We start from the raw sequence: 13,939 nt of genomic DNA, 5'->3' as shown, positions 1-13,939 counted from the left end.
CTCTCATCCTGTCTGGTGAGCCGGTTTGCGCGTGATCCCGACGGACCGTCCGGCGCGTTCGGGCCGCGGCAGGCGCCTGTGCGCCTCAGCCATGCGGCCGACATTGGCGACGACGTCATCGGGCATCGGCGTTGTCCTGGGGCCGGTCATGTCGATATGCAGCAGCATCGCCTCGCAGGTTGCAGACAGCCAGCCGTCCACATGCATCAGTTCCTGGAACAGGTGGATCCGCTTGGCGTCAAAATCCATGAGCCGTGTATTCACGCTGACCCTGGCGTCGGGCTTGAGTTCGCGGACGTAGCAGACATGGGCTTCGGCTGTAAAAAAGCTGAGGTTCCGCTCGGCGAGGTAGCCAGGTCCACAACCAAGCAGCTCAAAGACATGATCGACGCCCTTGTCGAACAGCACATTGTAGTAAGCCATGTTCAGGTGACCGTTGTAATCGAGCCAGGCCGGATCCAGTCCGCGCGCTGGCGCGATCACCGGAGCATCAAAAATCATGGCTTCTCCCTTACCAATGTCTGCCAGCGGCCACTAATCTTCACCCTCAGCGGCGCCCACACTGGACAAGAGCGCCTCAGTTTGCACATTACCTCATCACGCCGAAGCAGCAAGCATTTGGCAGATAAAGCGTAAACACCATTGACCGGAGAAAACCACATGGGTCTGAGCGACCTCCAACCCGGCCTTCGCAACGAGGAAGGCATCCAGGCGGTCATCGGCGTGCTGCGTCAGCGTTTCGGCGAGCAATTGCAGACCGGTGAGGCGTTGCGCGCCCAGCACGCCCACACCACCACCTATATTCCCGGCCAATTGCCCGATGCGGTGGTGTTCCCCGGCAACGCCGAGGAGGTCAAGCTTATCGTCCGGGCCTGCGCCGATCATCGCGTGCCGGTGATTCCCTTTGGCACCGGCACTTCGCTGGAAGGTCAGGTCAACGCGCCCAACGGCGGCATTTCCATCGACATGTCGCGCATGAACAAGGTGCTTGAGGTCAATGCCGAGGATCTCGACTGCACGGTCGAGCCGGGTGTGACCCGCGAGCAGCTCAATACCTATCTGCGCGACACCGGTCTGTTTTTCCCCATCGATCCCGGCGCCAATGCCTCGATAGGCGGCATGACCTCGACGCGTGCATCGGGCACCAATGCGGTGCGCTATGGAACCATGCGCGACAATGTCATCGCCGTGACCGCCGTGACCGCGTCTGGCGAGGAGATCCGGACTGCCCGCCGCGCCCGCAAGTCCTCCGCCGGCTATGATCTGACCCGCCTGTTCGTCGGTTCCGAAGGCACGCTTGGCGTGATCACCTCGGTCACGCTGCGTCTGCAGGGCATCCCGCAGGCGATCTCCGGCGGGGTTTGTCCGTTCCCGACCGTCGAGGCCGCCTGCAACGCGGTCATCATGACCATCCAGATGGGCATTCCGGTGGCCCGCATCGAACTCCTCGATGCGCTGCAGATGAAGGCCTGCAACGCCTACTCGAAGCTCGACAATCCCGAGAGCCCGTCGTTGTTCCTCGAGTTCCACGGCACCGAGGCCGGCGTTGCCGAACAGGCGGAGCTGTTCGGCGAGATCGCCGCGGAATGCGGTGGCGGCGAATTCCTCTGGACCACCAATCCCGAGCAGCGCACAGAACTGTGGAAGGCGCGCCACAATGCCTACTGGGCCTCGTTGCAGCTCAGGCCCGGTGCCAAGGGCATCTCGACCGATGTCTGCGTACCGATCTCCAGGCTCGCCGAATGTGTCGCCACAACCCAGGAAGACATCGCCGCCGCCGGATTGATCGCGCCGATTGTCGGTCACGCCGGAGATGGAAACTTTCATGTTCTCATCCTGCTCGACACCGATGTTCCCGCCGAGATCAAGGCCGCTGAGGACTTCGTCGGGCGGCTCAATGCGCGTGCCCTGGCGATGGATGGAACCTGCACCGGTGAACATGGTATAGGTCAGGGCAAGCAGCCCTATCTCTCCCTGGAAATGGGGGAGGGGGTATCGGTGATGCGGCAGATCAAGCAGGCGCTCGACCCCATGAACATCATGAACCCGGGCAAGATTTTTTCGTTCGAGAGCTGAAACCAACAGGCGCGGTCGTGCTGACCGCAAGGGAGGATTGAAAGCTGGTACGGATCTTTGTTGCCATTGGCGGATTGCTTGTTCTGGCGCTGTTTACGGCACTGATTGCGCCCTATTTCATCGACTGGAGCAGCTACCGGACAGCGTTCGAGGCCGAGGCAAGCCGGATCATCGGCCAGCCGGTCAAGGTGCGCGGCGACGCGGATGCGCGGCTGCTGCCGTTTCCTTCGGTCACGTTCTCGGATGTGGTTGTTGGCGAAGAGGCCGAGCCGGCCATGACCATCAGCCGGTTCTCCATGGATGCGGAACTGGCGCCGTTCCTGAGCGGCGAGGTGCTGATCTTCGACATGCGGGTGGAGGCTCCGAAGGCACTTGTCCGGGTTCTTGAGGATGGCAGGCTCGACTGGGCGCTCAAGCGCAAGCCGACGCCGCCGGGTGATCTGGTGGTGCTCGAACGGGTCACCATCAGCGACGCCGACATCACCATTGCCGACGACCAGAACGGCCGCACCCACCGTCTGCGCGACATCGACGCGCTGGTCTCGGCGAAGTCACTCTCAGGCCCCTGGACAGTTGAAGCCGAGGGCGAGATCGCCGGCCATCGCGGCGGGGTGTCGATCACCACCGGGATTGCCCAGTCCGACGGCTCGATCCGGATGCGGGTGAGGGCGGTGCCCGACGACTGGCCGGTGCTGCTTGAAACCGAGGGCGAGGCGCGGATCCAGGACAACAAGCCGGTCTATGACGGCCTGTTCACGTTCACCGCCCTGTCGGATCCGGGCGAGGGTGGTGTTGTCTCGGCGAAACCGCTGCTGGTCGCCAAGGGCGATTTCGCCGCGACCAACGAGCGCCTCGCCATCGAGGAATGGCGGGCCGAGATCGGATTTTCGGCAGATCCCTATATCGTCACCGGACAGGCCACCATCGACACCGGGCCAAATCCCGAATTCCTGCTGATTGCCGACGGGCAGCAGATCGACATGGACCGCTTGTCGGGCGATGAAGCCTTCGCCGATGAGACGGTCGCGGCAGTGCCGCTGGGCCAGCGGCTTGCCCTCGTCAACGCGATGATCGACCGGCTGCCGCCGCCACCGCTGCCCGGACGCATCTCGCTCAATCTGCCTGCGATCGTTGCCGGGGATACCACCTTGCGGCAAATCACGCTCGATGCCCGGCCCGATGGCAATGCCTGGCTGGTCGACAGCTTTTCCGCCAATCTTCCCGGTCGCACCACGGTGGAAGCGCGCGGCCGCCTGGTCTCCGGAACCGGTGCCGGTTTCGACGGGACCCTGACAGCCGCCTCGACCCAGCCCTCGGGCCTTGCCAACTGGCTGGTCGGCGATGTCGATCCGGTGATCCGTCGCCTCGGCGCTGCGGGGTTCTCCGCCAATGTCAGCCTGTCTCCGTTGCTGCAGCGCTTCGAGGCACTGGAGGTTGCGGTCGGTCCGGCCATTCTCAAGGGCAGGCTCGAACGCCAGACGCCTCGGACCGGTGCACCTTCGCTCTCGGTCGAACTGGCGGGCGACACGTTCGACGCCGATGCGGTGCGGGCGCTTGTGCTGCTCGCCGGCGCCGAGAGCAACGCGGTCCGCCCGCTTGATGAGTACAATTTGGCGGGCCGTATTCAGGCCGACACCTTCGCTATCGGCGACTATCGCCTCGCCGGCCTTGACAGCTCCATGGTCTGGCGCAATGGCGAACTGACCGTCGAGCGGCTGCAGTTCGATGATTTCGGCGGCGCTTCGGGAGAATTCAGCGGCACCGTGACCGGGTCTTTTGCAGCCCCGGCCGGCGAGATCACCGGGCGGCTTGAAGCCGCGAACGCTGCCGGGCTGTTCGTTCTCGCCGAGCGCATCAGCGGCGGCCATCAGCTGATCCGCCGTCTTGGAGCAAACGGCACCGCCTTCGATCAGTTGAGCGCGGATGTGAGGCTGACGCTTGATCCCGATGCCGGCCCTGCGCTTAATCTCAGCGGTGTCACCGGTGGCAGCAGCTACCGGGTCACCGCGTCGGGCACTGGCCTTGCGCCGGGCGGTGACGGCCCCAAAACCATCACCGTCAGGGCGGAGAACTCCGAAGCCTACCGGATTATCGAACAGCTCGGTTATGCGGTCCTGCCGCTCGAAGGCGTGGGGCCGGCGGCATTGCAGCTCAACGCCTCCGGCGGCGCCGATGACGGCGACCTGGTGATAGACGCCCAACTGACCGCAGCCGGCGCGCAAGTGACGCTCGACGGCAATGCACGCATCCCGGCGGTGGAACCCTCGTCAGGTCTTTTCAAACTGGCCGTGACCGCGGACGATGTCGAGCCGTTCGTCATGATGTTCGGCCACTCGCTGCCCCAGGCCGGAGCCGGACTGCCCGTGTCGATGACGGCAAGCCTGGCCATGAACGATGACATGCTGCTGCTCTCGGAGATCGCGGGAAGGGCCGAAGACAATGCCTTTGCAGGCCGGCTTGAGTTCGACCGGTCAGCGGCCGATATCTCCGGCGAAGGCCGGTTGCGTGTTGATTTCGCAAATCTCGAATGGCTGGCCGAACTGGCGCTCGGGCCGCAACTCTTCGGCAATGACGGTGCGACCTGGAGCGATCAGCCATTCCTTCCGCCGGCCCCCGGCCAGCCGCAGCTGCGGATCGCGCTCGAGGCCGGGCAGATCGATCTCTCCCGCGGTGGCGTGGCCCGTAACGTCAAGGCCGATCTTTCCACCGGCCTCGGCCTGATGGCGCTTGAAAACGTGGAGGCCGACTGGTTTGGCGGCCGTCTGGGTGGCCGTGTCTCGCTGAGCAATGCAGATGGCTCGGTGTTCCTTTCGGGCCGGATCGACGCCGGGGGTGCCGACCTTGCCGCTCTTGAGCGCGCGGTGCGCGGCGCTTCCGTGTTTTCGGGCACGTCCAGCGCCAGCGTCAGCCTCGAAGGCACCGGCAAATCCCTGCGCGAACTCGTGTCTTCGCTTGCCGGTGGCGGCGAGCTTTCGGTCGGGGATCTGACCGTTGCCGGCCTCGACCCGACCGCTTTTGACCGCATCCTCGGCAGGGCAGATCGCGAGGGCTTCGAGATCGAGGCGGGTGCGGTGGCTGAGCTGGTCGACGAGCTGATGAGCCCTGGCCAAATGACAACGGAAAGCTTGGGTCTGCCGTTCACCCTGACCGGCGGTGTCATGCGCTTCAGCAACACCGGGTTCAGCGATGAAGGGGCGGAACTGGCCGGCGACGCCCGGGTGGACCTCGTCGGCCTGCGGCTCCAGTCGGACTGGCGGCTGACATTCGCGCCGGGTGTCGAGGCTATTGCCGGTGGCGACCCTTCGGTGGTGTTCACGCTTGGTGGTCTGCTGGTTGATCCGGCCGTATCGATCGATGCAGGCCAGCTGACAAACTATCTTTCGATGCGGGCCTTCGAGCGCGAGCGCCGCAAGGTCGAACTGCTGCAGGCTGGGGTTGTCGAGAAGCAGCGGCTGCGGCGCGAGATCGCGCTTCTGAACGAACGCGCGGCTCAGCGCGAGGCCGCCGAAGCCGCACGGTTGGCCGCAGAGGAGGCTGCCCGGATCGCCGCGGAGCAGGAGGCGCAACTGGCTGCGGAACAGGCAGCCCGCGAGGCCGAGGAACAGGCTCAGCGCGACCGTGAACAGCAGGCCGCAGCCCAACGCGCCGCGGAGGAAGCCGCGCGGCTTGCGGCGGAAGAAGAGAAACGGCAGGCCGAGGAAGAGGCGCGGCGTCTTCAGCAAGAGCGGGAAGCCGCCCAGCGGGCAGCAGAGGAGGCCGCCCGGCAGGAAGGCCTTGTGGATGAGCAAGGCGCGATCGAGCGCCGGCCGTTGCCGAGCCCGCTCGAGAGCCCGCCCAATTCACCGGCCGATCCGCCCTCGGCCATCGCCGACGATCTGCAAGCCCGGGATCTGCCGCGGTTGCGATTTGACGATCTGCCCGGTGTCGAGGACCCCATCCGCAGCCTGATCGACGGAAATTAACCGGCTCCGCCGGACTTTGCTTGCCGGCGTCCGGGTTGTTTCTGCTGGTTGCGGTATCTCTCCAACGACGCGACCGCGGGTCGCCCGGGCCCTTGCATCGGGGGCGCGAGATTGGGCGCGAATTGCAGCGGCCTCAGTCGTGCGAAATGGTCGCATCCCGGCGGTTGAGCGCCCAGTCGAGCACAGCGAGCCGGATGGCCGATGACAGGTTGACGGGTGTGACTTGCGCGCTGTCGATCTCGGCAATCAGGGCTGCGACCGCGATGTTGCGCTCATCGGCCATCTGCCTGAGCGCATCCATGAACGCGTCTTCGAGTGTGATGCTGGTGCGGTGGCCGCGAATGCTCACCGAATGTTTGCGCATACGGCCTTCGGCCATGCCCTAGGAGGTTCCCTTGTCGGGCTCGGGTGCCGATGTGTCCGGTTCGCGGCGTGAGGCATCGAGTTCGCGGGCAGCCTTTTCGTTGCGGGCCCGCGCCAGCGTGCGTTCAGCCTTGGAGCGTCCATGCTCGAACCGGTTGCGTTCGGCCTCGGCCTCCCTGGCGGTGCGGTCGCGCCGCTTGCGGGCCATGCGCAGATTGACGACGTCGCCGCTCACAGCACTGCTCTCGTCAGTTCTTCTTGCGGAAGGAATCGAGCGAGACCACATCCGCGCCAGGCTTCTTCGACCCGTCGGGATCGGTGTCGTCATCATCGCCATTGTCCGCCGTGGCTGCATCGTCCTTGGCCGAGGGCTCGACAAGCCGTTCGATGGTGCCCGCCAGTTCCGCGCGGTCGTCATCCTCGTCATCGCCGCCATCATTGGCGGCTACATCGAGAACGGTGTCGAACTCCAGTTCGAAATTGACCGACGGATCGTAAAACCCGCGGATGGCGGCAAAGGGCACAACCAGCTTCTCGGGCTTGTCGGAAAAGGACAGGCCGATCTCGAACAGCGATTCCGTCACCTTCAGGTCCCAGAACTGGTGCTGCACCACGATGGTCATCTGTTCCGGATAGCGTTCCTTGAGCGCGGTCGAAATCCGCACGCCGGGAGCTTCGGTCAGGAAGGTGATGAAGAAATGATGGTCGCCCGGCAGGTAGCCGGTCACTGCCACTTCGGACAGCACCTTGCGGATCACGCCACGCAGCGCGTCCTGGGCAAGAATGTCGTATCGAATGTGGTCTTGCGGCATCAGCGCGTTCTTTCCTGTCTGGGCCCGGTTGGGGAGCCAATTCGCATTGATCAGGGCGGTTTGCTGCCGCTGATTCATTTATCTTTCTTAGCGGAAAGCCGGTTTGCTTGAAAGCTGTGTTGCGGGAGAAAGCCGGATTGTATCCGCAAACATTCACTACACAGCGCATCCGGCGGTCCGGAACCTGCGGCGTTCCCGGCTGCATGCGGAAGGGGCTGTTGGATGCGCCCGGTCTGCGCAGGAGGGAAAGTGGAGGTTTCTGTTGCCAGGTACCTCCGAACCCCGCCTAGAAGTGCGACCCCCTAGGACTTAATTTGAAGTGTCACACCGCCATTAGGCAGCGAGACGAGCTTCCGCATAGTTGTCGTTTGCAACTACAAGTTTAGCCCGATAACGGTGGTACAATGCCGAACAAAAAGTCGCTCTTTACACCCTCGTCGATCCTATTTCGCCCCCATCATCATCCGGCCGTAAGGCCTTTGCGGCGTGTCGCCGGATCATGGTGGAGGCGCCGGGTACCGCCCCCGGGTCCGAATGGTTTATTGCAACGCTCGTTTATTGTCATAGCTGCTTGCGCAGCACTCCCAATATAGGGGGCCTCCCCCAGGATGAAAAGGGGTTAATCACCGCAACGGACTATTGACAGCTTCTGCTTCCGCGCCAAACATGCAGATGTTGAATTGCTAACGGAGGGCGGTTCCGGGAGGGGCGGCTTCCAGTCCAAGGGGAATATCCATGACTGACTACGCAGCCGATGTGAAGAAATATGACGCCGGTGCATCCGATGAAATCATCGGCAAGATTGTCAAGCATCTCGGAATTGCACTGAGAAGCCGCGATTCTTCGATGGTTGCTTGTTCGGATCCGTCGGAGCTTGCGCGCGTTTCTGAAAAATGGTGTGGCAAGAAGCTCGGCGTCAGCGGGGCTGCCGCAGATGATGCAGTCGCCAAGGTCTGCGAAATGATGAAGGGCGACAACTCCAAGGCGCGCGTGACCTTCTACTATCTGGTTGCCAAGGAACTCGGCAAACTCGGCGATCTCTGATCCCGAACCGCCAGACCTGCAAAATCCCGCCATGATCAGTCCGGCCATGGCGGGATTTGTATATCCCGACAGCGGATGAGCAGGCACCCATCGTGCATGGCCTGAACCACTGTCCTCCAAGCCATACATGAGCGGCAGCGGATATCGCTCTGTCCCTTGCTAGGCACCGGGCAGGGCCGGTGGTATTGTCCTCTCCGGGTTGGAGGAGGGTGATTGTGATGGCTACCGGCGGCATCACCATTCTGGTCGGCACCACAAAGGGTGCCTTCCTGATTTCAGGCGGAGACAGCCGTGCGGGCTGGACCGTCAGCGGACCGTTCTGCGAAGGCTGGCCGATCAACCACATCGTTGGTGATCCGGTGACGGGAGCGCTCTGGGCCGCGGGCGGCGGCGACTGGCACGGGGCCGGCGTCTGGCGCTCTCTCGATGGCGGCGGCACCTGGGAGCTTGCGCGGCTGACGCGCGGCACGATGGATGACTGGGCCGAGAACGACCCGGACTTCGCGGCCATGATCAACTGGAACGGCGAGGCCTTGCCGTTCACCGACACGTTCTCGCAGATCTGGTCGCTGGGCCATGCCCACGGCACGCTCTATGCCGGAACCAAGCCCGCCAGCCTGCTGGCGAGCACTGATGGCGGGATATCGTGGGAAAAGGTCGAGGGTCTGAGCAATCATCCCTCCGCCGGCAGCTGGAACCCCGGCGCCGCAGGCCTGGTGCTGCACACCATCGTCGCTGATCCGGCGGATCCGAAAAAGCTCTGGATCGGCATCTCCGCCGCCGGCGTGTTCGCCACCGAGGATGGCGGCAACGCCTGGGAGCGGCGCAACCGCCTTTCCAATTCAGACAATTGCGGCCATCACGATCATCCAGCCGCGCCGCGTGACGGCGAGATCGGCCATTGCGTGCACAACATGATGCGTGCGCCGGGAGCCGGCGACCTGCTGTACCAGCAGAACCATCACGGTGTGTGGCGCTCGGTCGACGGGGGGCGCAACTGGGATGACATCACCGAAGGGCTGCCTTCGACATTCGGGTTTCCCATCCGGGTGCATCCGCGCGACCCCGACACCATCTGGACCCTGCCGCTCGACGGCGACAGCCAGGGCCGCTATCCGCCCGATGCGGCGGCGGCGGTCTGGCGTTCGCGCGATGGCGGGGCAAGCTGGCAGGATCTGCGTCAGGGCCTGCCGCAGCAAAGCTGCTTCTTCACCGTGTTGCGCCAGGCCATGGCGGGCGATGCGCGGGACCCGGCCGGGATCTATTTCGGCACCAACTCGGGCTCCGTCTTCGCCAGCCTCGACGAGGGCGAGAGCTGGGACGAGATAGCCCGGCACCTGCCGACGATCCTTGCCGTCGAGGTGCTGGACCAGGCCTGACCTCGAAGGCCGGGATGCAGAATTAGCGTGTGGTCATGCAGACACCAAAACAAGGCATTGGCTCGATGACCGGATTCAGTCCGGCAACCCGAGGATCGAGGCGAACGGGATAACCCGCCCGCAGCATTTAAGCCTGCACCCAACTCGGCTAGGATCGCATTTCCTCGAATCATCAAGCGGCGGCCATGCAGCAATATCACGACCTTCTTCGCCTGGTTCTCGACCAGGGCTTTGACCGCGACGATCGCACCGGCACCGGCACGCGCAGCATCTTTGGCCACCAGATGCGCTTCGATCTGGCGGCGGGCTTCCCGGCGCTGACCACCAAGAAGCTGCACCTCAAGTCGATCATCCACGAGCTGCTGTGGTTCCTCAAGGGCGACACCAACATCGCCTATCTCAAGGCCAACGGCGTTTCGATCTGGGACGAGTGGGCCGATGAGAACGGCGACCTCGGTCCGGTCTACGGCGCGCAATGGCGCTCCTGGCCCGCGCCCGACGGCACAACCATCGATCAGATCGGGGGTGTCGTCCGCCAGATCGAGACCAATCCGTCCTCGCGACGTCACATCGTGTCGGCATGGAACCCGGCTGAGGTCGACAACATGGCGCTGCCACCGTGCCATTGCCTGTTCCAGTTCTATGTCGCCGATGGCAAGCTCTCCTGCCAGCTCTACCAGCGCTCAGCCGACATCTTCCTCGGCGTGCCCTTCAACATCGCCTCCTATGCGCTTCTGACCATGATGGTGGCGCAGGTGACCGGCCTCAAGCCGGGCGATTTTGTCCACACGCTCGGCGATGCCCACATTTACAAGAACCACTTCGATCAGGCGCATCTGCAGCTTTCGCGCGAGCCGAAGGCTTTGCCGGTGATGCGGATCAACCCGGATGTCACCGACCTGTTCGCCTTCACCTACGAGGATTTCAGCCTCGAGGGCTACGACCCGCACCCGGCGATTTCAGCGCCGATCGCGGTGTGACCGTGGAATTGCACGAAATTCAGCAGAAGGTGGAAGCGGTTTCACGGATCTACGCAAAGAACTGCGATGTCCGCCGCGACGACGACTGGTATTTTCTCAAGATGCAGGAAGAGACCGGCGAACTGCTGCAGGCGTGGCTCCGCTTGACCGGACGCGGTCGCCAGAAGGGTGACACCGACGCCCAGATCCGGCAACAGCTTGAGGATGAACTCGCAGACTGCCTGGCCCAAATTCTCCTGATCGCCGAACGTTTCGATGTCGACGTGGAGAAGGCCGCCGAGCGGAAGTGGTTCAAATATCTGCCCGGAGACAATGATACCGAGAATAAAGATGCCGGAAATGCCGATGAATAGCCCTAAAATCGTCCTCGTCGCAGCCCATGCCCGCAACGGCGTGATCGGCCGCGACGGCGACATGCCCTGGCGGCTGCCATCCGATCTCAAGCATTTCAAGGCGGCAACGCTTGGTACGCCGGTGATCATGGGCCGCAAGACCTATCTTTCCATCGGCCGGCCGCTGCCGGGCCGCGCCAACATCGTGGTTTCGCGGTCTGGGTTTTCTGCCGAAGGGGTGGAAACGGTCACAAGCCTCGACGACGCGCTTGAACTGGCAAGGGACCGCGCAGGCGAGACCGGCGCCGACCGGGTATCCGTCATCGGCGGCGGCCAGATCTATGCCCTCGCCATCTCTCTTGCCGACGAACTCCTGCTCACCGAGGTCGACGCCGAGATCGAGGGGGACACGATCTTCCCCGCCATTGATTCGAGCCTGTGGCAAAAGGTCAGTCTGTCCGATCCGGTAAAGACCGAAAAAGACAGCCATACTGTCCGTTTTGCCGTCTGGCTGCGACAAAACCGATAATTCGACCGGATTATGTGGCAATCGGCATCTGATCACACGATGCCGCGTTGAAAGCCGCGGGCGCGATACCTATAACGTGGACAACGTGCAAGCACCGGAAAGTTTCCGGCGCGTGCCATAACACGGTTTGGAAAGAGGTCTTGATGCCCTGGAGCAATCAAAACGGAGGAGGCGGCGGCCCATGGGGCGGCGGCGGTAATGGTGGTGGCAACAATCAGGGACCGTGGGGCAAGGGCCCCCAGCCGCCACGTGGCGGTGGCAATCCGCCCGATCTTGAGGAGTTGATCCGCCGCGGACAGGACAAGTTGCGCCAGGCCTTCCCGGGCGGTGGCGGATCCGGTTCCGGAAGCTCGAAACTGATTGTTGGCCTTGTTGCACTTGGTCTGGTCGGCCTCTGGCTGATGCAGTCCGTCTACACGGTCCAGCCCGATGAGCGCGGCGTCGAGCTGCGCTTCGGCAAGCCCAAGGAAGAGATCTCCCTGCCTGGCCTGCACATGATCTTCTGGCCGTTCGAAACCGTCGAACTGGCAACCATCGTCGAACGTGAAATGAGCACCGGCGGATCGTCCCGCACCGGTTCGAGCGACGGCCTGATGCTGTCGGGTGACCAGAACATCGTCGATGTCGAGTTCAAGCTGCTCTATTCGGTCCAGGATCCGGCGGCGTTTCTGTTCAATATCGCCCGACCGGAAGACACGTTGCGCCAGATAGCCGAAAGCGCCATGCGCGAAGTGGTTGGCCGCAGACCGGCTCAGGATATTTTCCGCGACAACCGTGAGGCCATCGCCACGGAAGTGCGAACCATCATCCAGAGCGGGATGGACGCTTTCCCGTCCGGCATTGCCATCAACCAGGTTGCCATCGAGGACGCAGCGCCGCCGCGGGAAGTGGCCGACGCCTTTGACGAGGTGCAGCGCGCCGAACAGGACGAGGATCGCTTCGTCGAAGAAGCCAACCAGTATGCCAACCAGAAGCTCGGTCAGGCCCGCGGTGAAGGCGCCCAGCTTCGCGAAGAAGCCTCCGCCTACAAGGACCGTGTCGTCAATGAGGCGACCGGTGAGGCGGGCCGTTTCATTTCGGTCTACGAGGAATATGCCAAGGCGCCGGAAGTTACCCGGTCGCGCCTCTACCTCGAAACGCTCGAGCGGGTTCTCGGCGGATCTGACAAGGTCATCATCGAACAGAGCGGAGGCGGCGCAGGCGTCGTGCCCTATCTGCCCTTGCCGGAAGTCCGCAAGAATGCAGGAGGCACAAACTAATGGCTAACCGTCTTCCCCTTATCGGCGGCCTGCTGGCCGTCATCATCTTCATCGTCTGGTCGTCGATCTTTGTGGTCAACGAGCGCGAGCAGGCAATCGTCGTCCGCTTCGGTGAAATCCAGAGCGTCAAGACAGAGCCTGGCCTCTATTTCAAGCTGCCTTTTGCGTTCATCGATGCCGATACCGTGCAGTATGTCGAGGATCGGGTGCTTCGCTTTGACCTGGATGATATCCGGGTACAGGTTTCCGGCGGCAAGTTCTACGAAGTCGACGCATTCGTGCTTTACAAGATCGCCGATGCGAGAAGGTTTCGCCAGACAGTTTCCGGCGATCAGGTGGCAGCCGAATCCCGGCTTCGTACCCGCCTGAACTCCGCCCTTCGTACGGTTTACGGTCTGCGCGGCTTTGAATCGGCCTTGTCGGAAGAACGCACATCGATGATGCGTGAAGTGCGTGATCAGTTGCGTCCGGAAGCCGAGTCGCTCGGACTGCGCATTGATGATGTGCGCATCCGTCGGACCGACCTCACTCAGGAAGTCTCGCAGCAGACTTACGAACGGATGAAGGCCGAGCGTCTGGCCGAGGCTGAACTGATCCGCGCGCGAGGCAACGAGGCAGCGCAGCGCATTCGCGCGATTGCCGACCGTCAGGTCGTCGAGATCGTTTCCGAGGCAGCCCGGGACTCGGAAATCATCCGGGGTGAGGGCGACGGCGAACGCAACCGCATCTTTGCCGAGGCATTCGCGCGTGATCCGGAATTCTTCGAGTTCTACCGTTCGATGAACGCCTACAGCCAGGCCTTGGCCGATACCGGCACCACCATGGTGTTGTCGCCCTCGTCGGAGTTCTTCAGGTACTTCAACAACAGTGCCGCGGGTTCCGGCGCTGCAGTGCCGGCGACCCCGGCTGCGGCACAGGCACCGGCAGCACCTGCGGCTGATACCGGCAACTGATGGACGGAGATCGCCGGTGAGCACGTTCTTTCTGGCGGTTGGACTTGTGCTTGTAGTGGAGGGGCTGGCCTATGCGCTGGCCCCTTCTTTTATCCGGCGCATGGCCGAGCAGCTTCCCCGTCTCGCCGATGAGCACCTGCGCATTTTTGGCGTGGCGGCGCTGGCGATCGGCGTCGGTCTGGTCTATCTGGCGAGGCACCTTTGATACGCCGGATCGTGCTAAAACGAACACGGGGCTGGATGTGCCGCG

14 protein-coding genes and 1 other RNA gene are annotated in these 13,939 nt (G+C 63.1%); 10 read left to right on the top strand and 5 right to left on the bottom strand.

The annotated features are described in order from the left end of the window. Nucleotides 1-3: 3 nt before the first annotated feature. The gene (locus SPHINGO391_RS14155; RefSeq protein WP_152009430.1) at nt 4-501 is read right to left on the bottom strand and encodes a thioesterase family protein; all 498 of its coding nucleotides are present in this window, start codon (nt 499-501) and stop codon (nt 4-6) included. Between the two features lie 159 nt (nt 502-660). Here SPHINGO391_RS14155 and SPHINGO391_RS14150 point away from each other — a divergent pair, with 159 nt between their 5' ends. Beyond that, nucleotides 661-2,076: an FAD-linked oxidase C-terminal domain-containing protein gene (locus SPHINGO391_RS14150; protein ID WP_152009429.1), complete on the top strand. Its 1,416-nt coding sequence runs from the start codon at nt 661-663 to the stop codon at nt 2,074-2,076. Between the two features lie 44 nt (nt 2,077-2,120). After that, nucleotides 2,121-6,038 carry an AsmA family protein gene (locus tag SPHINGO391_RS14145; RefSeq protein ID WP_343200363.1) on the top strand — a complete coding sequence of 1,306 codons (3,918 nt, stop codon included), beginning with the start codon at nt 2,121-2,123 and terminating at the stop codon, nt 6,036-6,038. A gap of 133 nt (nt 6,039-6,171) precedes the next feature. Here the strand turns inward: SPHINGO391_RS14145 and SPHINGO391_RS14140 are convergent, their stop codons facing one another. The 4 genes from SPHINGO391_RS14140 to ssrA all read right to left on the bottom strand — a co-directional run bounded on the left by SPHINGO391_RS14140 (nt 6,172) and on the right by ssrA (nt 7,832). Further along, nucleotides 6,172-6,417 carry a ribbon-helix-helix domain-containing protein gene (locus SPHINGO391_RS14140; protein ID WP_152009427.1) on the bottom strand — a complete coding sequence of 82 codons (246 nt, stop codon included), beginning with the start codon at nt 6,415-6,417 and terminating at the stop codon, nt 6,172-6,174. A 3-nt stretch (nt 6,418-6,420) separates the two neighbouring features. Next, nucleotides 6,421-6,636, bottom strand: a complete 216-nt coding sequence (locus SPHINGO391_RS14135) for a DUF4169 family protein (RefSeq protein ID WP_152009426.1) — start codon at nt 6,634-6,636, stop codon at nt 6,421-6,423. 13 nt (nt 6,637-6,649) lie between these two features. Continuing rightward, nucleotides 6,650-7,213: an SspB family protein gene (locus tag SPHINGO391_RS14130; protein WP_152011567.1), complete on the bottom strand. Its 564-nt coding sequence runs from the start codon at nt 7,211-7,213 to the stop codon at nt 6,650-6,652. A gap of 248 nt (nt 7,214-7,461) precedes the next feature. Then, nucleotides 7,462-7,832: a transfer-messenger RNA gene (gene ssrA, locus SPHINGO391_RS14125) on the bottom strand. 116 nt (nt 7,833-7,948) lie between these two features. On the opposite strand from ssrA, the gene SPHINGO391_RS14120 reads away from it, so the two are divergent. The 8 genes from SPHINGO391_RS14120 to SPHINGO391_RS14085 all read left to right on the top strand — a co-directional run bounded on the left by SPHINGO391_RS14120 (nt 7,949) and on the right by SPHINGO391_RS14085 (nt 13,894). Beyond that, complete coding sequence (locus SPHINGO391_RS14120) at nt 7,949-8,257, top strand: DUF2853 family protein (protein WP_152009425.1); 309 nt, start codon at nt 7,949-7,951, stop codon at nt 8,255-8,257. Nucleotides 8,258-8,475: 218 nt separating this feature from the next. After that, the gene (locus SPHINGO391_RS14115) at nt 8,476-9,636 is read left to right on the top strand and encodes a sialidase family protein (RefSeq protein WP_152009424.1); all 1,161 of its coding nucleotides are present in this window, start codon (nt 8,476-8,478) and stop codon (nt 9,634-9,636) included. A 185-nt stretch (nt 9,637-9,821) separates the two neighbouring features. Further along, complete coding sequence (locus tag SPHINGO391_RS14110) at nt 9,822-10,616, top strand: thymidylate synthase (protein WP_152009423.1); 795 nt, start codon at nt 9,822-9,824, stop codon at nt 10,614-10,616. A gap of 2 nt (nt 10,617-10,618) precedes the next feature. Beyond that, the gene (locus SPHINGO391_RS14105; RefSeq protein WP_244615195.1) at nt 10,619-10,969 is read left to right on the top strand and encodes a MazG nucleotide pyrophosphohydrolase domain-containing protein; all 351 of its coding nucleotides are present in this window, start codon (nt 10,619-10,621) and stop codon (nt 10,967-10,969) included. Beyond that, on the top strand, nt 10,962-11,477 hold the full coding sequence (locus tag SPHINGO391_RS14100) for a dihydrofolate reductase (RefSeq protein WP_152009422.1): 516 nt from the start codon (nt 10,962-10,964) through the stop codon (nt 11,475-11,477). The genes SPHINGO391_RS14105 and SPHINGO391_RS14100 overlap by 8 nt, the downstream gene beginning before the upstream one ends. Before the next feature lie 143 nt (nt 11,478-11,620). Further along, nucleotides 11,621-12,736 (top strand): FtsH protease activity modulator HflK, encoded by a 1,116-nt coding sequence (hflK, locus tag SPHINGO391_RS14095; RefSeq protein ID WP_152009421.1) that lies wholly within the window; start codon nt 11,621-11,623, stop codon nt 12,734-12,736. After that, nucleotides 12,736-13,689 (top strand): protease modulator HflC, encoded by a 954-nt coding sequence (locus SPHINGO391_RS14090; RefSeq protein ID WP_152009420.1) that lies wholly within the window; start codon nt 12,736-12,738, stop codon nt 13,687-13,689. The genes hflK and SPHINGO391_RS14090 overlap by 1 nt, the downstream gene beginning before the upstream one ends. Nucleotides 13,690-13,705: 16 nt before the next feature. Further along, nucleotides 13,706-13,894 (top strand): DUF2065 family protein, encoded by a 189-nt coding sequence (locus tag SPHINGO391_RS14085; protein WP_152009419.1) that lies wholly within the window; start codon nt 13,706-13,708, stop codon nt 13,892-13,894. The last annotated feature ends 45 nt before the right edge of the window (nt 13,895-13,939 follow it).

It is taken from the genome of Hoeflea sp. EC-HK425, assembly GCF_902498795.1.
Lineage (GTDB): Bacteria > Pseudomonadota > Alphaproteobacteria > Rhizobiales > Rhizobiaceae > Hoeflea > Hoeflea alexandrii.
Note: the sequence above shows the minus strand (reverse complement) of the source record. Positions and strands in the feature narration are given on the sequence as shown.

What these genes read in the sequence shown, in the direction of transcription:
- SPHINGO391_RS14100 (WP_152009422.1), top strand. Translation starts at nt 10,962, where the DNA reads ATGAATAGCCCTAAAATCGTCCTCGTCGCAGCCCATGCCCGCAACGGC.
- SPHINGO391_RS14120 (WP_152009425.1), top strand. Translation starts at nt 7,949, where the DNA reads ATGACTGACTACGCAGCCGATGTGAAGAAATATGACGCCGGTGCATCC.
- SPHINGO391_RS14115 (WP_152009424.1), top strand. Translation starts at nt 8,476, where the DNA reads ATGGCTACCGGCGGCATCACCATTCTGGTCGGCACCACAAAGGGTGCC.
- SPHINGO391_RS14090 (WP_152009420.1), top strand. Translation starts at nt 12,736, where the DNA reads ATGGCTAACCGTCTTCCCCTTATCGGCGGCCTGCTGGCCGTCATCATC.
- SPHINGO391_RS14140 (WP_152009427.1), bottom strand. Translation starts at nt 6,417, where the DNA reads ATGGCCGAAGGCCGTATGCGCAAACATTCGGTGAGCATTCGCGGCCAC.
- SPHINGO391_RS14130 (WP_152011567.1), bottom strand. Translation starts at nt 7,213, where the DNA reads ATGCCGCAAGACCACATTCGATACGACATTCTTGCCCAGGACGCGCTG.
- SPHINGO391_RS14110 (WP_152009423.1), top strand. Translation starts at nt 9,822, where the DNA reads ATGCAGCAATATCACGACCTTCTTCGCCTGGTTCTCGACCAGGGCTTT.
- SPHINGO391_RS14150 (WP_152009429.1), top strand. Translation starts at nt 661, where the DNA reads ATGGGTCTGAGCGACCTCCAACCCGGCCTTCGCAACGAGGAAGGCATC.
- hflK (WP_152009421.1), top strand. Translation starts at nt 11,621, where the DNA reads ATGCCCTGGAGCAATCAAAACGGAGGAGGCGGCGGCCCATGGGGCGGC.
- SPHINGO391_RS14155 (WP_152009430.1), bottom strand. Translation starts at nt 501, where the DNA reads ATGATTTTTGATGCTCCGGTGATCGCGCCAGCGCGCGGACTGGATCCG.